An 18847-nucleotide genomic window follows, 5' to 3' on the forward strand; every position below is an offset into this window, starting at 1 on the left:
GGCGGTCGCCGCTGTCGTCCAGATGGCGAAGTCGCCGTTCCGCGACCGGTAACGCGTTCACCGCCGGCCCCCATAGCCCAATTGGCAGAGGCAGGCGACTTAAAATCGCCCGAGTGTGGGTTCGAGTCCCACTGGGGGTACCACGTGCGGCTCGGCCGCGCTCGCCGCACCCGGGCGCGTCGACATATCCTCAGAATTCGCTGAGAATCGTGGGTTCCCTGCATCCCTGGGTGTATTAAATCTGTTGCAAACGATGCAGGTTATCTCAATCTCCATGGGGATCGGGCCGCCTCTCGATCCCCCGGAACCGGGAGGGGCGAGAGTGGACGGCACACTGATCGCATCGACGGCAGGGTTCGCAGACCTGATCTGTGCCGACGACGAGTGGCTCGACGCCGAGTTCGAGGCGATCCTGATCGCCGCGGGGATGCTGCGACCGACTCGGTCGCGGGCTCCCCGTCCGCTCCCGCCTGCTCCCGCGCCGTCCGCCGGGCCGGACCTGCCCGCCGGACGCGAGGACCGCGCCCGGTCGGTCTCCCCGACCGCCCGCTGCCCTCCGAGGGGACCGCGACCCCGCATCCCCCATCACTCGGACACGAAAGGAGAATCACATCATGGCCATGTCGTTCGATCCTTTCAGCCAGCTGGACAGGATCGCACAGAGCGTCTTCGACACCAGTCACCAGCCGCGGGTGATGCCCGTCGACCTCTTCCGCGAGGGTGACAAGTACCTCCTGAACGCCGACCTGCCCGGGGTCGACCCCGGCTCGATCGACGTGGACGTCGACGGCCACCTGCTCACCATCCGGGCCCAGCGCTCGGCGGCCAGCCGCGAGAACAGCCGCTGGCTGCTGCAGGAGCGGCCGTTCGGCGCCTACCTGCGGCAGTTCACCATCGGCGAGGACGTCGAGGCGGACGGCATCAGCGCCAGCTACGACAACGGCGTGCTCAGCGTCATCATCCCGATCGCCGAACGCGCCAAGCCGCGCAAGATCGTGGTGGAGTCGTCGCGGCACAGCGGTGCGAAGGAGGTGACGGCCTGACCTGTGCGGAGCCGGCGGCCCTCAGCCGCCGGCTCCGCCGCGTACGGCGGAGGTCAGCGGGCCGGCGAGCCACGACTCCACCTCGGCCGGCGTGCGCAGCCGCACCACGACGAGCGCGGGACGCGCGGCCTCGACGGCGACGATCCGCTCCCGGTAGATGTTCCTGGTCGCCAGGGACCACCGGATGATGTTCTCGCGACTCGTGAAGAACGTCCACAGCGGAGGCTCGACGTTGCCGTTCCAGAGCGTCTCGCGGCCCCGGGAACGACGGACTGTCCGCCTCAGCACCCGCGGGAACGTCGAACGCCAGTAGGGCAGATCCAGCCAGACCAGGAGGTCGGCGCGGTCGGCGAGAAGCTCGCGCACGTCGCTGTACTGCCACTCGGTCGTCCACGCCGGCCCCTCGGTGAACGCCGCCACCTCCGCGGCGAACGTCGGCCGCGGCGTCCAGTCCGGGCCGTGGTAGAGCGCGTCGATCTCGGTGTGCGGGCCGCCGGTGATGCCCGCGATCCGTGCCGCGAGGGTCGTCTTGCCGCTCCCGGAGACGCCGGCCACCAGGACGCGTCGGGGGCGCAGCGGGAGGGCGTCGGCGGAGTCGAGCACCGATCGAGCCTAGCAACGCCGACGCGTTAGCGTTGAGGGGTGAGCCGCACCCTCGCCTCCCCCGTCGCCTCCGAGCTGGAGATCCGGAAGAGCCGCTTCCTCGGTCTCGCGCTGCCGGTCGCCGACCGGGAGGCGGCGCTGACCGAGGTGGCGCTGGTGCGTCAGGAGCATCCCGGCGCGACGCACGTCTGCTGGGCGCTGCTCGCCGGCGGGCACTCCGGGATGTCGGACGACGGCGAGCCGTCCGGGACGGCAGGGCGGCCGATCCTGGAGGTGCTGCGGCACCACGATCTGGACGGCGTGCTCGGCGTCGTCGTGCGCTACTACGGCGGCGTGAAGCTCGGCGCGGGCGGCCTCGTCCGCGCATACACCGACGCGATCGCGACGGCGCTCGCGGACGCGGAGACGGTGGAGCGGGTCGCGGAGGCGACGCTCGTGGTGGAGGCGGCGTACGGGGACGCGGAGCGCGTGCGGCACTGGGCCGTTGCCGAGGGCTACCCGGAGCCGGAGGCGGAGTACGGCGAAACGGTCGTGCTGCGCGTCGCGCTCCCGGCGCCGGCCCTTGAGCGCGCGACCGGCGCCGTCGCCGACCTGACCCAGGGCCGCGCCACGATCCGCCGCTGAGCTGCGGCTGAGGGGACGCGACACGCCGCGTCGCCACGCGCCAGACGGCGTGTCGCGTCCCCTCGGCCACCGGCGCCCGGGAACGACGAAGGCCCGGACCCCTCGCGGGATCCGGGCCTTCGTGCTGCCGCTACTTGACCTCGGCGGTCTCCTTGGCGGCATCGGCCTTCTTGCGGGCCGGGGCCTTCTTCGGCGCCTCGACCGGGGCGGCCTCGACGGCCGGCTTCGGGCGGGCGGCGAACTCCTCGAACGCCTTGCGGGGCGTCTGGACGGCCTCGAGCGACACGATGTCGCGGCCGAGCCAGAAGTTGTTCCACCAGCCCCAGATCACGCGCCACTTGCGCTCCCAGCTCGGCATCGCGAGGCCGTGGTAGCCGCGGTGCGCGAGCCAGCCGATGACGCCCTTGATCGCGAGCTTGCCGGACTGCAGAACGCCGATGCCGACGCCGAGACCGGCGACCGCGCCGAGGCTCTTGTGGTAGTACTGGCGCGGCAGCTCGCCGCGCATGTCCGCGATGAGGTTCTTCGCGAGCAGCTTGCCCTGACGGACCGCGTGCTGCGCGTTGGGGACGCAGTAACCGCCGACGCCCGCGCCCGTGAGGTCCGGGACGGCGGAGACGTCGCCGGCGCCCCAGGCGCCCTCGATGATCTCCTCGTCGGTGCCGACGCGGAGGTCGGCGCGGACGCGGAGGCGGCCGCGCTCCTCGATCGGCAGGTCGGTGTGGCGGACGACGGTCGGGTTCGCCATGACGCCGGCGGTCCAGACGATGAGGTCGGTGTCGAACGACTCACCGGTGGAGAGCTCGATGTGGCCGTCGACCGCGCTGGTGAGCTGGGTCTCCAGGTGGATCTGCGCGCCGCGCTCCGCCAGGTTCTTGATGACCCAGTGGCTGGTCGGCAGCGACACCTCCGGCATGATCCGGCCCATCGCCTCGATCAGGTGGAAGTGCGTGTCCTCGAACGAGATCTCCGGGTACTTCTTCAGCAGCGAGCTGGCGAACGAGCGCAGCTCGGCGAAGATCTCGATGCCGGCGAAGCCACCGCCGACGACGACGACGGTGAGCAGGCGGTCGCGCTCCGGGCCGGCGGGGAGGCTGGCGGCCTTGTCGAAGTTCGACAGCATCTTGTCGCGGATGTAGACGGCCTCTTCGATCGTCTTGAGGCCGACGGCCTGGTCGGCGACGCCCGGGATCGGGAAGGTGCGCGACACGGCGCCCGCGGTGACCACGACGATGTCGTACGCGAACTCGTACGCCTCGCCGACGAGCGGCTGGATGGTCGCCGTCTTCTTGGCGTGGTCGATGTACGTGACGTTCGCCGTGATGATGTTGGTGGTGTTCAGGTGACGCCGGTGAGCGACGACCGCGTGACGGGGCTCGATGGAGCCTGCCGCCACCTCCGGAAGGAAGGGCTGGTAGGTCATGTACGGCAGCGGGTCCACCATGGTGACCTCTGCCTCGCCCTTGCGGAGCTGCTTCTCGAGCTTCCACGCGGTGTAGAAACCGGCGTATCCGCCTCCGACGATCAGGATTTTGGGCACAGTAATGCGTCTCCTCAACACGAAAGTATGGGGGTTAATCTACCCCCTGCGCCCCGTTCGCCTGAAATGCAGCCACGCGCCAGCGCCGCCGAGGGCGACGAGGGCCACGAAACCGGAGATCAGAGCCAGCGGGAGCCAGAGGGTCGTGAGGACGCTCCATTGCGGCCAGAAGAACACTCCCCATGCTACAGGCCGTTCGGGGCTCAGCTTCCTCGGGGCGGGCGCCGCCTGCGAACCGCCGCCGGACGGGGCGGGCGCGGCGGTCGATTCGGCGCGCCGGTGGATGTGGATCCACTCCTGCAGATCGCCCATCGGATTGGCGCTCACGTGCGGCACGTCCGCCGTCACCGCGGCCGCCGCATCCAGCAGCCCGAACCCGTAGATCGGGCTCGGCACCGTCGCGCCGACCGGGCGCGCCGTGCGGATGATCCGGTTGATGACGTCGGCGGCCTTCAGCTCGGGATGCGCGGCCCGCACCAGCGCGACCGCCCCGGACACCAGCGGCGCTGCGCCGCTCGTGCCCGCCCACTGCACGTAGCCGCCGCCCGGGCTCGCTCCCACCAGTTGCTCGCTGGGCGCGGAGACCCCGATGGTGATGCCCTGGGAGGACGCGTCGAAGCTGGCCTTGCCCGACCGGTCGACGCCCGCGACCGTCAGGACGCCGGGGATGGTCGCGGGCGCCCCCACCTCGCTCGTGCCGCTGCCGCGGTTGCCCGCGGCGGCGACGACGACGACGTCGTGCGAGAACGCGTACTGGAACGCCTCGTCCCAGCTGGTCGGCCAGTCCAGGGTGTTGCGGGTCAGCGACAGGTTGATCACGGTCGCGCCGTGGTCGACGGCCCAGTGGATCGCGTCCGCGATCTGGTCGTCGGAGCCGATGGGCCCCATCGCCTTGCCGAGCGCCACGGAGGCGGTGAGGATGCTCGCCTCCGGGGCCGCGCCGAGCACGCCGCTGTCCGGTCCCGTGCCGCGGCCGGCGAGCAGCGAGGCGACCCAGGTGCCGTGGTCGGCCTCGTCGCCGACGCCGAGCGGCTTCTGGCCGTTCGCGGCGCCGACGCCGGAGACGTCCGTCCCGCCGACCACCGCGCCCTTCAGGTCGGGGACGCTGCCGTCCACGCCGGTGTCGATCACGGCGACCTTCACCCCGGCGCCCTTGGTGGTGCTCCAGGCCTTGGCGAAGCCGTAGTCGTTCAGCCAGTACTCCATCGAGCGCACCTGGTCGGCGTGCGCGACGGTGACCGGGGCGAGCGCGAGCGCCAGCCCCGTGCCGAAAGCGGCGAGCCCCCTGGCGAACCGGCTCAGCCGGCGTCGACCTTGCATTCGCACACCTCGGGCGACCAGCCGCCGCGCGCGAGCGCGAGGTCGCCGATCGGGTTGACGCCGGGTCCGGCCGCGAGCGCGTGCGCCGCGAGCGCGTGCAGGCACTTCACGCGCGTGGGCATGCCGCCCGCGGAGACGCCGGAGAGCTCCTCGACGACGGCGATCGACTCGCGGTCGGCCAGGTACTGCTCGTGGGCGGCGAGGTACGCCGCGCGGACGTCCTCGTCCTCGGCCAGGAGGTCGTTGTACTCGCCCATCACCTGCGTCGCCTCCAGCTGGGACATGGCGGCCGTCGCGGCGGGATGGGTCAGGTAGTAGAACGTCGGGAACGGCGTCCCGTCGTCCAGGCGCGGCGCGGTGGACACCACCGTCGGACGGCCGCACACGCACCGCGCCGCGATGCCGACGACGTTGCGCGCGGGGCGGCCGAGCTGCTCGCTGACGACGGCGATGTCCTCGTCGGTCACGGGCTCGAACGGTGGTCTGGTCATCTGCTGCCGCCTGGGGTGCTGGAGGTGGGGGTCGGGGTGGGCGCCGGCGTCCCGCTCAGCTGCTGCGGCGTCGCCTCGGTGAGGCCGGCGCCCATGAACGAACCGAACAGGGAGTGCACCCAGTCGGTCTTCGTCTTCTGCAGCTTGGAGCTGACCGGAGTGTCGGCCGTCTTCGCCGCCGGCGGCCGGTCGTCGATCACGAGGAAGCTGACCTCGCCGGGCATCACGTAGTAGAGCCGGTCCCTCGCCTGCGCGCGGATGTAGGACGGGTCGTTCCAGCGCGCGCGCTGCTCCTTGAGGGCATCGACCTGCGCGGACAGCTGGTCGACCGCCTTCTGCTGGTCGGCGATCTGCTGCTGCTGGGCGAAGAAGGACTGCGCCGTCGGCGCGAGGATGACGACGGCGAGCACGAGCACGCCCATCATCACGAGCGAGAACGCCGAGAAGTGGATGCCGCGCAGCCAGCGACCGGTACCGCTCGGCTGCGCGAACGATGCGGGGACGCGCCGGGTCTGCTGCTTCGGCATGGACCCTCCCTGCGTTCGACGGACACACGGGACCGATGGGCCCCGCCTCAATCGTAGGCGATGGCCGCGCAGCGCCTGCCGCCCGCCCGGGGTGTCGGGAACGGGCTCAGCCGAGTGCCAGGATGAGCACCAGCCGCACGACGCCGATCGCCACGAGGACCGCTCCCCCGATCACGAACACCGCGCCGACGGCTCGCGCGTCCTTCGGCCGGAACGCGCTCCGCGCATCCCGGTCGGCGAACAGCGCCGCCGCCCGCTCCGGCCGCCGCAGCAGGTACAGCCCGAACACCGCGAACAGCACCGCGAGCGCCAGGAACAGGACGAGCGGCAGCACCTCCTGAGGCACCGCTCCGCCGTCTCGCATCCCCCCATCCTGGCGCACGGAGGCAGTCGAGGGGCGAGTGGTTGCGGGTGCGACCGACGTGTCGCCCGCAACAACGCGCCCCTCGACGGCCGCTGCGCGCGCAACAACGCGAACGCCCCCGTCCGAAACGGATACGGGGGCGTTCGGAGCGTCGCTCGGGCTCAGCCCTGGAAGCGCGGGAAGGCGGTGCGGCCGGCGTAGACGGCGGCGTCGCCCAGTTCCTCCTCGATGCGGAGCAGCTGGTTGTACTTCGCGACGCGCTCGGAGCGGGCCGGGGCGCCGGTCTTGATCTGGCCGGCGTTGGTCGCGACGGCGAGGTCGGCGATCGTGGTGTCCTCGGTCTCGCCGGAGCGGTGCGAGAGCACGGCGGTCATGCCGCTGCGCTGCGCGAGCGAGACCGCGTCGAGCGTCTCGGTCAGCGTGCCGATCTGGTTCACCTTGACCAGGATGCTGTTCGCGGCCTTCGCCTGGATGCCCTGGGCGAGGCGCTTCGGGTTGGTGACGAACAGGTCGTCGCCGACGAGCTGGAGCTTGCTGCCGAGCTCGGCGGTGAGGTGGGCCCAGCCCTCCCAGTCGTCCTCCGCCAGCGGGTCCTCGATCGAGACCAGCGGGTAGTTCGCGGCGAGCTCCTGGTAGTAGGCGCTCATCTCCGCGGCGCTGCGGTCCTTGCCCTCGAAGCGGTAGACGCCGTTCTCGAAGAACTCGGTGGAGGCGACGTCGAGGCCGAGCGCGATCTGCGAGCCGACGGTGAAGCCGGCCTTCTCGATGGCCTCGGAGATCAGGTCGAGCGCTGCGCGGTTGTGCTCGAGCTCGGGGGCGACGCCGCCCTCATCGCCGAGGCCGGTGTTCAGGCCCTTGGACTTCAGGAGCGACTTGAGCGAGTGGTAGGTCTCCACGCCCCAGCGCAGGCCCTCGGAGAAGGTCTCCGCGCCGATCGGCAGAACCATGAACTCCTGGATGTCGACGCCGGTGTCGGCGTGGGCGCCGCCGTTGATGATGTTCATCATCGGCACGGGCAGCACGTGCGCGTTCGGGCCGCCGACGTAGCGGAACAGCGGGAGGTCGGCGGAGTCCGCTGCGGCGCGCGCGACCGCGAGCGAGACGCCGAGGATGGCGTTGGCGCCCAGGCGCTTCTTGTTGTCGGTGCCGTCGAGCTCGATCATCGCCTCGTCGACGAGACGCTGGTCGCTGGCCTCGAAGCCCTCGATCGCCGGGCCGATCTCGTCGAGAACCGCGTCCACGGCCTTCTCGACACCCTTGCCCAGGTAGCGGCCCTTGTCGCCGTCGCGAAGCTCGTAGGCCTCGAAGGCGCCGGTGGACGCGCCGGACGGGACGGCGGCACGGCTGACGGTGCCGTCCTCCAGGAGCACCTCGACCTCGACGGTCGGGTTGCCGCGCGAGTCCAGGATCTCGCGAGCGCCTACAGCTTCGATCTGAGCCACAACAGTCTCCTCAGTGGTTTCGTGGATATCACCGGCAAGTCTAGTGAAACCGGGTGAACGGGCCGTGTCCGGCGGCGGGATGCTTGCGAAGACTGGCGAGGTCGCCAACGGTTGGGTCGCCATCCGTTCCGGAGTTGTGCACGCTTCCGCACGGCGTGTTGCGTGAAGAAGTCAGGAATGGATGGCGGCGGCGACGACGAGGGGCGCGGCGCGGCGGAGCCGCGTCTAGTGGATGGACGCGTCGGCGGGGCCGGTGGTCCAGGACGCGAAGCGGACGGTGAGCCCGGCACGGCTCGGCGCGCAGACCATCGGGCCGGCGGTCGCGGCGGCCTCCGGGGCGAGGTGGGCGATGCGCACGAGCCGGAACGGCTCCTCCCCCGCCCTGGCGCGCACGATGATCGCGTCGCCGGCACGGCTGACGCGCACGGTGATCGGCCGTCCCGCCCAGTCCGGGACCGGGGCGACCGACCAGTCCGAGAACCGGTGCGTGACCACCGCGCCCAGCTGCAGCGCGCCGTCGGCGAACTCGACGCCCGCCTTGGTCCAGTTCTCGTCGTCCACCCGGACGAACATCCCGGCCTGGTCGAACTCGGCGGAGAAGTCGCCGGTGAAGGTCACCTCCATCGCGGTGCCGGGCTCCAGCGGAGCCAGCAGGGCGTGCTCGGTGTCGTGCACGAAGCCGTAGGCGGTCGTCCGCCAGGCGTCGCTGCCCTCGGCGGCCGTGACGAGCAGGCCGTCGCCGTCCTCCCGCGCGTCGGCGGGCGCGGTCGTCCAGCGGCCGTCGGACCACGGGACCGCGGTGCCGGTCACGACAGCGCCTTGAACTCGAGCGCGGACGCGTCGGCGGTGTCCGCGTTCACGAACGCGAACGAGCGGTACCCGGCCGCGGCGGCCCGGTCGAGCACGCCCTTCAGGTTCTTGGCGCGGCGGTCCAGCCGCACGCGGCGCCCGGAGGCGACGAGCTCGGACTTGATCGCCATCAGCCGGTCGAGCGGAACGGCGGGGTCGTGGACGAGGACGACGGAGTCCGCCGCCGCGTCGTCCGGGACGTCGATCAGGTCCACCACGCGCTCGAAGCCGATCGAGAAGCCGGCGGCGGGGACGTCGGTGCCGAGGAAGCGCCCGATCATGCCGTCGTAGCGGCCGCCGCCGCCGACCGAGCTGCCGGAGCCGGGGTGCGCGATCTCGAAGATCGTCCCGGTGTAGTAGCCCATCCCGCGCACCAGCGTCGGGTCGAAGCGCAGCCGGACGCCCTCCGGCAGGGTGTCGAGCGCGTGCGCGAGCGCCTCCAGTTCGGCGATCGCGTCGCTGTCCATGCCCTCCGGCAGGATGCCGGAGATCGCCTCGACCGTCAGCTCGACGCCGCCGTCGGCCAGGTGCGGCTCCAGGCCTGCGAGCACACCGCCGAGCACGGCCGCGGAGTCCGCGCCGCCCTCGCTCAGCTCGGCGACCACGCCCTCTGCGCCGATCTTGTCCAGCTTGTCCACCGAGATGAGCACCTGCGGCCAGCGGTCCTCGGCGAAGCCGCAGTACTCGAGCAGGCCGTTCAGGATGCGGCGGTCGTTGATCCGGATCGTGCAGTCCTTCAGGCCCAGCGCCTCCAGGGTCGCGGCGGTGGCCGTGATCAGCTCCACCTCGGCCAGCTGCGTGCCGTCGCCGATGATGTCGATGTCGCACTGGACGAACTGCCGGTACCGGCCCTTCTGCGGGCGCTCGGCCCGCCAGACCGGCGCGATCTGGATGGAGCGGAACACGCCAGGCAGCTCGGCGCGGTGGGTCGCGTAGAAGCGGGCCAGCGGCACCGTGAGGTCGAAGCGCAGGCCGAGGTCGCACAGCGCGAGGGTGTCGCCGGACTCGATGGCCGCGCGCAGGTCGTCGCCGCCGAGGCCGCGCTTGAGCACGCTGAAGGCGAGCTTCTCGTTGTCGCCGCCGAGCCCCGAGTGCAGGCGGGCGACGTCCTCGACCACCGGCGTCTCGATCTCGTCGAACCCGTGCGCCGCGAAGCTGCGCCGGATGACGCCCAGCGCATGCTCCCTGCGGGCCTTGTCGGCGGGGAGGAAGTCGCGCATGCCGCGGGGCGGGGTGATCGGAGAAGCCATGCCCACGATTCTTCCATGTCCGCCGTCCGCGGCACCGCCCCGCGGCGGCCCCTGGACGACGCGGGGACCCTCCGGGGGGATCGCGGTGGATCGGCGCTCCGACGTAGACTGCCGGTGTTGCCACCCTCAGGCCGTGTTACCCTGCCGGCTCGGTGGTGTCCCGCCAGGACCTGGCATGAGCGCATCCGTCCGACCACGTCGTTTGCTCGCTGCCAGACACACGACAACGCGTCCGCCAGCACGGGGCCCCTGCCCACCGGCGGACGCGCTGCCATGTCCCGGCATGAACATTTGCGCCAAATGTCGGGTGTCAGCGCCGCGTAAGGCACATTTGCGCTAAATGTCGGGTGTCAGCGCCGCGTAAGGCAGATTTGCGCCAAATGTCGGCGGGGCAGCGCGCTCAGGTGCCGGGCGTGTGGTGGCGGCCGAGCGGGACGACGAGCGGCGTTCCGGTGACCGGGTCGTCGGCGATCACGGACTCGATGCCGAACACGTCGCGCACGAGGTCCGCCGTCACGACAGCGGACGGATCGCCCGCAGCGACGATCTCCCCGGAGCGCATCGCGACCAGGTGGTCGGCGTAGCGGGCGGCGAGGTTCAGATCGTGCAGCACCATGACGACCGTCGTGCCGCGCGCCGCGTTCAGGTCGAGGAGCAGGTCGAGCACGTCGATCTGGTGGCTGATGTCGAGGAACGTGGTCGGCTCGTCCAGCAGCAGGATATCGGTCTGCTGGGCGAGCGCCATCGCGATCCAGACGCGCTGGCGCTGGCCGCCCGAGAGCTCGTCGATCGCGCGCTCCGCCAGCTCGGTGATGCCGGTGGCGGTCATCGCCTCCGCGACGGCCGCGTCGTCGTCGGCCGTCCAGCGCCGGAACCAGCCCTGGTGCGGGTAGCGGCCGCGGGAGACCAGGTCGGCGACCGTGATCCCGTCCGGCGCGGTCGGCGTCTGCGGCAGCAGGCCCAGGCGCGTCGCGACCTGCTTGGTCGGGAGGGTGTGAATGTCCGTGCCGTCCAGCAGCACGGTGCCGGATGCCGGCGCGAGCAGCCGGGACAGGCCGCGCAGCAGGGTCGACTTGCCGCAGGCGTTCGGCCCGACGATCGCGGTGACGCGGCCGGGCGGCAGCTGCAGGTCCAGGCCGTCCACGACGACCCTGCCCTCGTAGGCGAGGGTCAGGTCGCGGGCGGCGAGCTCGTGCGCAACGGTCATGTCAGCCTCCCCGGCCGATTCGGTTGGTCCTGGTGAGCAGCCACAGCAGGTAGGGTGCCCCGACGATCCCGGTCACGACCCCGACCGGGAGCACGACGTCCGGGATCGCGAACTGGGCGACGATGTCCGACGCCACGAGTACGAGCGCCCCGACGAGCGCCGACGAGACAAGCGAGAGCGAGCCGCGGCCGACCAGCCGCCGGGCGATCGGGGCGGACAGGAACGCGATGAACGAGATCGGGCCGCCGACCGAGACGGCGACGGCCGCGAGCGCGACGGCCACCCCGACGACCAGGATGCGGGTGCGCTCCGGGCGCACGCCGATCCCGGCGGCGACGTCGTCGCCGAGCCCCAGCGCGCCGAGCGGCCGGCCGAGCAGCAGCGCGCACGGGATGAGCACGACGGCCGCGACGCCGAGCACCGTCAGCGCGACCGGGTCGACGCTGTTGAGGCTGCCGGCGATCCACACGAGCGCCTGCTGCACGTCGGTGAGGTCGGCGGTCGTGAGCACGTACGAGACGAAGCCGGAGCAGACGGCGGCGAAGCCGATCCCGACCAGCACGAAGCGGTAGCCGCTCACGCCGTTCCGCCACGCGAGCAGGTAGATCAGGACGGCGGCGACGAGCGTCCCGGCGAGCACGACGCCGGAGAGCGCGAGCCCGGTCAGCCCGAACCAGACCAGCGCCAGCGAGCCCGCGGCGCTCGCGCTCGCGGTGATGCCGATGATGTCCGGGCTGGCGAGCGGGTTGCGGGCGACGGACTGGATGAGCGCGCCGGAGAGCCCGAGGCACGCGCCGACCAGCGCGGCGGCGACCAGCCGCGGCAGGCGCAGCTCCAGGATGACGAACGAGGTGAGCCGGTCGGCGCGCCCGACCAGCGCGGCCAGCACGTCCTGCGGCGCGACGCCCGCAGCGCCGAGCGTCAGCGAGAACGCGGAGAGCACGACGACGAGAACCGCGAGCACGACGGCGACGCGCGTTGCCCGGCCCGCGCGGCGCCTGCGGTCGGTCGCGACCGCGCCGGCCGCGCGCTCGCGCATCCCGGCGTGCGAGGTCCCCGCGGTCACAGGCTCACCAGCTTGCGCCTGCGCACGAGCGCGATGAAGATCGGGGCGCCGACGAACGCCATCACCACGCCCACCTGCAGCTCTCCCGGCGGGGCGATCACCCGGCCGATCACGTCGCAGACCAGCAGCAGCGTGGGGGCGAAGACCGCCGAGAAGGCCAGGATGCGCCGGTAGTCGGCGCCGACGACCCAGCGCGCGGCGTGCGGGACCACCAGGCCGACGAAGGCGATCGGCCCGACCGCGGCGGTGGCGGAGCCGCAGAGCAGCACGATCGCCACCGCGGAGAGCACGCGCGCCCGTCCGACGCGCTGGCCGAGCCCGCGCGCGACGTCGTCGCCGAGCGCGAGGCCGTTCAGGATGCGGCCGAGCGCGAGCGCGAGGACGGCACCGACCGCGAGCGTCGGCAGCACCTGCCAGAGCACGCCGAAGCCGCGGCCGGCGAGCGAACCCACCTGCCAGAACCGCATGGTGTCGAGCGAGACCCTGCTCACCAGCATCACGGCGGTGATCAGCGAGCCGAGCGCCGCGGAGACGGCCGCTCCGGCGAGCGCGAGCTTGATCGGGGTCGCGCCCTCGCGTCCCACCGAGGACACGGCGTAGACGAGGCCGGCGGCGAGCGCCGCTCCGGCGAACGCGAACCAGACGTAGCCGGAGGCCGAGGTCACGCCGAAGAACGCGATCGCCACGACCACCGCGAGCGACGCGCCGACGTTGACGCCGAGGATGCCGGGGTCGGCCAGCGGGTTGCGGGACAGCCCCTGCATCACGGTCCCCGCGAGCCCGAGCGCGAGCCCGGCCGCGAGGCCGAGCAGGGTGCGCGGCAGCCTGCTGCCGATGACGACGAGGGTGTCCGGGTCCGTCCGCGTCGGGTGCAGCAGCGCGTCCAGCACGTCCGCGGGCGGGATGGTGCGCGCACCCACCATCAGGCTGAGCACGGCCGCAACGACGAGCACCACCGCGGCGACGACGAAGCCAACGAGGGCGCGCCGACGCCGCCGGCCGAGCGGGGAGGACTCCCCCGCCCGGCCGGCGCTCTGCGCGATGGCACTCACGGGCATCGGCGGTGTTACTTGACCTTGTCGGCGGCCGCCGCGAGCTTCGGGACGTAGCGGTCGAGCATCCACGGGATGGAGAGGACGCTGGGCGCGCTCGTCGCCGCGACGAAGGACTCGCCGACGATCGGGGCGAACCGGCCCTCCCTGATGGTCGGCATCGCCGCCACCAGCGGGTCGGAGGTGAACGCGTCGACGGAGGACTGCTTGTCGAAGTACATCACCAGCAGGTCGGTGTCGATCTTGGAGAGGTTCTCGTAACTCAGCTGGTAGAAGAAGCTGCCGTCGCCCTTGGCGGTGTCCAGGTCGGCGATCGACGGCGAGTTCTTCAGGCCCAGGTCGTTCAGCAGCTGGACCCGCGGGTCCTCGGCGCGGTACACGTTCAGCACGCCGGGCTGGTTGGCCGCGGCGTAGTAGAAGGTCTTGTCCTTCAGCACCGGGTATTTGGCGGCGAGCGCGCTCACCGTGTCCTCGGTCTTGGACACGAGCGCCTTCGCCTCGGACGAGAGCCCGAGCGCCGTGCCGACGATCGCCGTCTGGTCGCGCCAGCTGGTCGCCCAGGGCTTCTCCGGGTAGGCGACGACGGGCGCGATCTTGCTGAGGGTGTCGAACTCGGCCTGGGTGAGGCCGGAGTACGGGGCGAGGATCACGTCCGGCTTCGCCTTCACGAACTCCTCGAACGGCACCTCGCCGCTGTCGGCGTTCAGCAGCTGCGGGGTCTTCCCGCCGAGCGCCGTGATCTTCTCGGCGTCCCACGGCAGGACGCCGTCCGCGTTGCCGCCGTAGCTGAACTTCGGCATCGCGACCGGGACGATCCCGAGCGCCAGCGCGATGTCCTGCGCTCCCCAGCCCCACGTGGCGACGCGCTCCGGCTTGGCGTCGATCGTCGTCTTCCCGAGAGCGCTGTCGACGGTGACCGGGAAGGCGCCCGCGTCGGAGGACGACGTGCTCTGCTCCCCGGAGGACCCGGCAGTGCAGCCGGTGAGGACGAGCGCGGTCGCGGCGACGGCGGACGCGATCAGGGCGAGGCGGCGCGGCCGGCGGGTACCGGGGCGTGCGGAAACGGGCATGACTCTCCTTGCGGGGCCGGATGCGATGGGGGACCGTGCCGACGCTGGCACATTAGGCAAGCCTAACCTAAGCTGTCGCCTCCTGCTCACGGATCTCGCCCTGAAGTTCCCTGAGAGTCGAGCGCAGCGCGCGCTCCGCATCCAGTCCCTGCGCCTTCGCGGACGCCACGATCGCCAGCAGCAGCGGGCCCAGCTCGTCCTCGCTGCCGACCTGCACACCGCCGGACTCCGACAGGTCGAGCAGGCCGACCTTCTCCGCGCGGCCGAGCAGCTTGTCGGCGAGCGCGAGCGACGGCATGCCCTGCGGGATGCCGTCCAGCACGCTCGTCCTGCCCGGCTTCTCCTGCTTCTTCAGCTCGTCCCAGAACCCGACGACGTCGTCCGCCGTCTCCGCCGTGCGGTCGCCGCCGAAGACATGCGGGTGCCTGCCGACCATCTTCCTGGTCATCTGCTCCGCGACGTCCTGGATGTCGAAGTCCTCCCCCGGCGTGTGCGCGGCGATGTCGGCGTGGAAGAGCACCTGGTAGAGCACATCCCCCAGCTCTTCGAGCATCGCGTCCCTGTCGCCGGTCTCGATGGCCTCGATCAGCTCGTAGGTCTCCTCCACCAGGTACTGCACGAGCGACTCGTGGGTCTGGTCGGCGTCCCACGGGCAGCCGCCGGGAGCACGCAGGCGCGCCATCACCGCGACGAGCTCGTCGAGCCGGGTCGGGGCCGGCGTTGTGGGGACGGTATCGGTCATCGGATGCTCCTCCCGCTGGGATGCCCCCATCCTCTCACCGGTAGACTGGCCACCTGGTGTGCCGGGAAGACTGGTCGGCGTCGTCCTCCGATCGCGCCTCGGCGCGGGAATGGCTGCCCCCATGAGCATCATCCGATCCGAGCGCACCGCCGCCGGACTCCTCCTCGGCGCCGCGGCGCTCGGCCTCCTGCTGGCCAACACCCCCGTCGGCCCGGCCCTCCTCGACCTGCAGCACGCGCACCTCGGCGCCGGGCCCGTCGACCTGAGCATCGGTCACTGGATCAGCGACGGCCTGCTCGCCGTGTTCTTCTTCATCGTCGCGGTCGAGCTCAAGCACGAGCTCGTCGCCGGCGAGCTGAACACGGTTCAGAAGGCCATCCACCCGGCCATCGCCGCCGTCGCCGGGGTAGCCGTGCCCGCGCTGATCTACGTCGGCTTCACCGCCGGCACCGGCTACGCAGTGGGCTGGCCCATCCCCACGGCGACGGACATCGCCTTCGCGCTCGGCGTGCTCGCGGTGTTCGGCCGCGGGCTGCCGAACCGCCTGCGGGTGTTCCTGCTCGCGCTCGCGGTGCTGGACGACCTGATCGCCATCGTCATCATCGCCGTCTTCTTCACGCAGGACCCGAACCTCCTGGAGCTGCTGCTCGCGGCCGTCGCGGTGACCGCGTTCGGGCTGCTCAGCCGGCTGCTGCGCGGCCGGATGCGCTTGCCGATCGGCGTGCTCATGGTGCTGCTCGCGCTGCTCGCCTGGTGGCTGGTGCTCGACTCCGGCGTGCACGCCACCATCGCGGGCGTCGCGCTCGGCCTGGTGATGGCGCGCCGCCCGGGTGGGCGGGTGGCGCACGCGCTCGAGCCGTGGTCGAACGGGCTCATCCTGCCGCTGTTCGCGTTCTCGGCGGCGCTCGTCGTCATCCCGGGCGTCTCCCCCGCGGAGCTGCGCCCGTCGTTCTGGGGCATCGTGGTCGCGCTGCCGGTCGGCAAGCTGGTCGGCATCACGCTCGGCGGCTGGCTCGGCTCGTTCACGCGCAGCAAGGCGGAGCGGGCGCGCATCCCGCTGACCGGTCTGATCACGATCGGCGCGCTGGGGGGCATCGGCTTCACGGTGTCCCTGCTCATGAACGAGCTGGCGTTCAGCGGGGATGCGCTCGCCCGGTCGGAGGGGACGCTCGCCGTGCTGCTCGGCTCGGCCATCGCGATCGTGGTGTCCGGGGTGCTGGTCTCGCTGCTGGCGCGCCGGTACCGGCGGCTGCACCCGCGCCCGGTCGTAGCACGCAGCCCCTCGTAGCACCTCGGGCGAAACGGAGGACGCACCCGTCCGACACGCCGGCCGGTGCGCGAAACCGAGGAATTCGAGGCCAGGTTGCGGCCAGAAGTCCTCCGCTCCGACGCGCGTCAGGCGGCGGGCTCGGGGGCGGCCTCGGGGACCGGGAAGAGCGCGCCGAGCAGGGTCGACACCCACTCGATCAGGTCGGCGTCGTCCAGCGGCTCGCCGTTCAGGCGCGGCATCGGGACGGTCGCGACCTTGGGAGCGGCGTGGTACTTCGACCCCGGGTACATCCGCTGCAGCCGCACCTGGAGCGAGTCCGGCAGGATCGCCGGCGCCAGCCGCAGGTTCGAGCCCATCGCGACGACCTCGCCGAGGCCGGCCTTCTGGGCCGCGCGGCGCAGCCGGGACACGGCGACCAGGTTGAGCACCGCCTGCGGCGGCTCCCCGTAGCGGTCGGTGAGCTCCTCCAGCACCAGGTCGATCTGGCCGTCCTTGGCGGACGGCGAGCTCGCCGTCGACAGCTTCTGGTAGGCCTCCAGCCGCAGCCGCTCGCTGTCGACGTACTCCTCGGGGATGTGCGCATCCACCGGCAGCTCCAGCCGCAGCTCGGTCTGCCCCTCCGCCACCTCGCCGCGGAACGTGGAGACCGCCTCGCCGATCATGCGCAGGTACAGGTCGAAGCCGACGCCGGCGATGTGGCCGGACTGCTCGCCGCCGAGCAGGTTGCCCGCGCCGCGGATCTCCAGGTCCTTGAGCGCGACCTGCATGCCGCTGCCGAGGTCGTTGTTGGCGGCGATGGTCGAGAGCCGGTCGTGCGCGGTCTCGCTGAGCGGCTTGTTCTCGTCCCACAGGAAGTACGCGTACGCGCGCTCGCGGCCACGGCCCACACGGCCGCGCAGCTGGTGCAGCTGGCTGAGGCCGTACTTGTCCGCCCGGTCGATGATGATCGTGTTCGCGTTGGAGATGTCCAGGCCGGTCTCGATGATGGTCGTGGACACCAGGACATCGAACTTGCGCTCCCAGAAGTCCACCACCACCTGCTCCAGCGCGTGCTCGTTCATCCGGCCGTGCGCCACGGCGATCCGCGCCTCCGGCACCAGCTCGGCGAGCTTCGCCGCCGTCGCGGAGATCGAGCCGACGCGGTTGTGCACGAAGAACACCTGGCCCTCGCGCAGCAGCTCGCGGCGGATCGCCGCGGCGACCTGCTTGTCGGAGTACGGGCCGACGAAGGTCAGGATCGGGTGCCGGTCCTCCGGCGGGGTGGCCAGCGTGGACATCTCCCGGATGCCGGTGACCGCCATCTCCAGCGTGCGCGGGATGGGCGTCGCGCTCATCGCGAGGATGTCGACGTTGGTCTTGAGCTTCTTCAGCGCGTCCTTGTGCTCGACGCCGAAACGCTGCTCCTCGTCGATGATGACCAGGCCCAGATCCTTGAAGGACACGCCGTCGGCAAGGATGCGGTGGGTGCCGATCACCACATCCACGGTGCCGTCCGCCATGCCGCGGAGCGTCTCGCGCGCCTCCTTGTCGGACTGGAACCGGCTCAGCTGCCGGAGGTGGATGGGGAAGCCGGCGAAGCGCTCCTGGAACGTCTCCGCGTGCTGCTTCACGAGCAGGGTCGTCGGCACGAGCATGGCGACCTGCTTGCCGTCCTGCACCGCCTTGAATGCCGCACGCACCGCGATCTCGGTCTTGCCGAAGCCGACGTCGCCCGAGATGAGCCGGTCCATCGGGATGGGCCGCTCCATGTCGGCCTTCACCTCGTCGATGGTCTGCAACTGGTCGGGCGTCTCCGCGAAGGGGAACGCCTCCTCCAGCTCGCGCTGCCAGGGGGTGTCCGGCCCGAACGCGTGGCCCTTGCTCGCCATGCGTGCCGAGTAGAGCTTGACGAGCTCCACGGCGATGTCGCGGACGGCGCGACGCGCGCGCCCCTTCGCCGCCGACCAGTCACTGCCGCCCATCTTGGAGAGCTGCGGCGCCTCACCGCCGACGTAGCGGGTGAGGAGGTCCAGCTGGTCGGTCGGGACGTACAGCTTGTCCCCGGGATAGCCGCGCTTGGAGGGCGCGTACTCGAGAACGAGGTACTCGCGCTTCGACTTGACCGCATTCCGTCCGCCGCTCGACACCTCGCGCTGCGTGAGCTCGACGAACCGGCCGATACCGTGCGTCTCGTGCACGACGTAGTCCCCGGGTTTCAGGGCCAGCGGGTCGACCACGTTCTTGCGGCGGGTGGCGAGCTTCTTGACCTGGCGGGAGTCGTAGCCCGCGGCACGGCCGTAGAACTCGGCCTCGCTGATCAGGGCCAGCTTCGTCGCCGGGACCTCGAACCCGTGCTCGACGCTCGCCTTGATCAGGTACGCGATCCCGGGCTCCGGCTCGGACGGGAA

18 protein-coding genes and 1 tRNA gene are annotated in these 18847 nt (G+C 71.7%); 4 read left to right on the forward strand and 15 right to left on the reverse strand.

All coding sequences use genetic code 11. The features are described 5' to 3' along the window. Positions 1-66: 66 nt before the first annotated feature. Positions 67-143 (forward strand) — tRNA-Leu (locus ACTHMF_RS05230). 471 nt (positions 144-614) lie between these two features. Further along, positions 615-1043 carry an Hsp20/alpha crystallin family protein gene (locus ACTHMF_RS05235; protein WP_314148084.1) on the forward strand — a complete coding sequence of 143 codons (429 nt, stop codon included), beginning with the start codon at positions 615-617 and terminating at the stop codon, positions 1041-1043. A 21-nt stretch (positions 1044-1064) separates the two neighbouring features. Here the strand turns inward: ACTHMF_RS05235 and ACTHMF_RS05240 are convergent, their stop codons facing one another. Continuing rightward, positions 1065-1646 carry an AAA family ATPase gene (locus ACTHMF_RS05240; RefSeq protein WP_440316582.1) on the reverse strand — a complete coding sequence of 194 codons (582 nt, stop codon included), beginning with the start codon at positions 1644-1646 and terminating at the stop codon, positions 1065-1067. Between the two features lie 39 nt (positions 1647-1685). Here ACTHMF_RS05240 and ACTHMF_RS05245 point away from each other — a divergent pair, with 39 nt between their 5' ends. Next, positions 1686-2270, forward strand: a complete 585-nt coding sequence (locus tag ACTHMF_RS05245; RefSeq protein ID WP_440316583.1) for an IMPACT family protein — start codon at positions 1686-1688, stop codon at positions 2268-2270. 130 nt (positions 2271-2400) lie between these two features. Here ACTHMF_RS05245 and ACTHMF_RS05250 read toward each other — a convergent pair whose 3' ends face one another. The 13 genes from ACTHMF_RS05250 to ACTHMF_RS05310 form a co-directional block, all read right to left on the reverse strand. Beyond that, complete coding sequence (locus tag ACTHMF_RS05250) at positions 2401-3810, reverse strand: NAD(P)/FAD-dependent oxidoreductase (protein WP_440316584.1); 1410 nt, start codon at positions 3808-3810, stop codon at positions 2401-2403. Between the two features lie 39 nt (positions 3811-3849). Further along, positions 3850-5130, reverse strand: coding sequence for a S8 family peptidase (locus ACTHMF_RS05255; RefSeq protein WP_440316585.1), 1281 nt, complete (start codon positions 5128-5130; stop codon positions 3850-3852). Continuing rightward, on the reverse strand, positions 5109-5621 hold the full coding sequence (locus tag ACTHMF_RS05260) for a DUF501 domain-containing protein (protein ID WP_314148079.1): 513 nt from the start codon (positions 5619-5621) through the stop codon (positions 5109-5111). The genes ACTHMF_RS05255 and ACTHMF_RS05260 overlap by 22 nt, the downstream gene beginning before the upstream one ends. Continuing rightward, positions 5618-6148, reverse strand: a complete 531-nt coding sequence (locus ACTHMF_RS05265) for a septum formation initiator family protein (protein WP_440316586.1) — start codon at positions 6146-6148, stop codon at positions 5618-5620. The genes ACTHMF_RS05260 and ACTHMF_RS05265 overlap by 4 nt, the downstream gene beginning before the upstream one ends. 106 nt (positions 6149-6254) lie before the next feature. Continuing rightward, entirely contained in the window at positions 6255-6512 is a 258-nt protein-coding gene (locus ACTHMF_RS05270; protein ID WP_440316587.1) for a hypothetical protein, read from the reverse strand. 161 nt (positions 6513-6673) lie between these two features. Continuing rightward, a complete protein-coding gene (gene eno, locus ACTHMF_RS05275) occupies positions 6674-7954 on the reverse strand; it encodes a phosphopyruvate hydratase (RefSeq protein ID WP_440316588.1) in 1281 nt (426 codons plus the stop codon). Between the two features lie 225 nt (positions 7955-8179). Beyond that, on the reverse strand, positions 8180-8764 hold the full coding sequence (locus tag ACTHMF_RS05280) for a DUF1349 domain-containing protein (RefSeq protein WP_440316589.1): 585 nt from the start codon (positions 8762-8764) through the stop codon (positions 8180-8182). Further along, positions 8761-10053, reverse strand: coding sequence for a histidine--tRNA ligase (hisS, locus tag ACTHMF_RS05285; RefSeq protein WP_440316590.1), 1293 nt, complete (start codon positions 10051-10053; stop codon positions 8761-8763). The genes ACTHMF_RS05280 and hisS overlap by 4 nt, the downstream gene beginning before the upstream one ends. A 400-nt stretch (positions 10054-10453) precedes the next feature. Continuing rightward, positions 10454-11260, reverse strand: a complete 807-nt coding sequence (locus tag ACTHMF_RS05290) for an ABC transporter ATP-binding protein (protein WP_440316591.1) — start codon at positions 11258-11260, stop codon at positions 10454-10456. A gap of 1 nt (position 11261) precedes the next feature. Further along, entirely contained in the window at positions 11262-12326 is a 1065-nt protein-coding gene (locus tag ACTHMF_RS05295; RefSeq protein ID WP_440316592.1) for a FecCD family ABC transporter permease, read from the reverse strand. Then, positions 12323-13384, reverse strand: coding sequence for a FecCD family ABC transporter permease (locus tag ACTHMF_RS05300; RefSeq protein ID WP_440316593.1), 1062 nt, complete (start codon positions 13382-13384; stop codon positions 12323-12325). Before ACTHMF_RS05300 ends, ACTHMF_RS05295 begins: the two co-directional genes overlap by 4 nt. An 8-nt stretch (positions 13385-13392) precedes the next feature. Next, on the reverse strand, positions 13393-14448 hold the full coding sequence (locus tag ACTHMF_RS05305) for an iron-siderophore ABC transporter substrate-binding protein (protein ID WP_440316594.1): 1056 nt from the start codon (positions 14446-14448) through the stop codon (positions 13393-13395). Between the two features lie 67 nt (positions 14449-14515). Next, positions 14516-15190, reverse strand: coding sequence for a MazG family protein (locus tag ACTHMF_RS05310; RefSeq protein WP_440316595.1), 675 nt, complete (start codon positions 15188-15190; stop codon positions 14516-14518). 121 nt (positions 15191-15311) lie between these two features. Here ACTHMF_RS05310 and ACTHMF_RS05315 point away from each other — a divergent pair, with 121 nt between their 5' ends. Then, positions 15312-16478, forward strand: a complete 1167-nt coding sequence (locus ACTHMF_RS05315; protein WP_314148067.1) for a Na+/H+ antiporter NhaA — start codon at positions 15312-15314, stop codon at positions 16476-16478. 107 nt (positions 16479-16585) lie between these two features. On the opposite strand, the gene mfd is transcribed toward ACTHMF_RS05315, so the two are convergent. Further along, positions 16586-18847, reverse strand: a 2262-nt coding sequence (gene mfd / locus ACTHMF_RS05320) for a transcription-repair coupling factor (protein ID WP_440316596.1), incomplete at its 5' end; no start/stop codon positions are given.

The sequence above is a fragment of the Leifsonia sp. genome (assembly GCF_051955155.1).
Taxonomy (GTDB): domain Bacteria; phylum Actinomycetota; class Actinomycetes; order Actinomycetales; family Microbacteriaceae; genus Leifsonia.

Coding starts and splice junctions, on each gene's coding strand:
- ACTHMF_RS05235 (WP_314148084.1), top strand. CDS start 615: ATGGCCATGTCGTTCGATCCTTTCAGCCAGCTGGACAGGATCGCACAG.
- ACTHMF_RS05255 (WP_440316585.1), bottom strand. CDS start 5,130: ATGCAAGGTCGACGCCGGCTGAGCCGGTTCGCCAGGGGGCTCGCCGCT.
- ACTHMF_RS05260 (WP_314148079.1), bottom strand. CDS start 5,621: ATGACCAGACCACCGTTCGAGCCCGTGACCGACGAGGACATCGCCGTC.
- ACTHMF_RS05265 (WP_440316586.1), bottom strand. CDS start 6,148: ATGCCGAAGCAGCAGACCCGGCGCGTCCCCGCATCGTTCGCGCAGCCG.
- ACTHMF_RS05270 (WP_440316587.1), bottom strand. CDS start 6,512: ATGCGAGACGGCGGAGCGGTGCCTCAGGAGGTGCTGCCGCTCGTCCTG.
- hisS (WP_440316590.1), bottom strand. CDS start 10,053: ATGGCTTCTCCGATCACCCCGCCCCGCGGCATGCGCGACTTCCTCCCC.
- ACTHMF_RS05290 (WP_440316591.1), bottom strand. CDS start 11,260: ATGACCGTTGCGCACGAGCTCGCCGCCCGCGACCTGACCCTCGCCTAC.
- ACTHMF_RS05300 (WP_440316593.1), bottom strand. CDS start 13,384: ATGCCCGTGAGTGCCATCGCGCAGAGCGCCGGCCGGGCGGGGGAGTCC.
- ACTHMF_RS05305 (WP_440316594.1), bottom strand. CDS start 14,448: ATGCCCGTTTCCGCACGCCCCGGTACCCGCCGGCCGCGCCGCCTCGCC.
- ACTHMF_RS05310 (WP_440316595.1), bottom strand. CDS start 15,190: ATGACCGATACCGTCCCCACAACGCCGGCCCCGACCCGGCTCGACGAG.
- ACTHMF_RS05315 (WP_314148067.1), top strand. CDS start 15,312: ATGAGCATCATCCGATCCGAGCGCACCGCCGCCGGACTCCTCCTCGGC.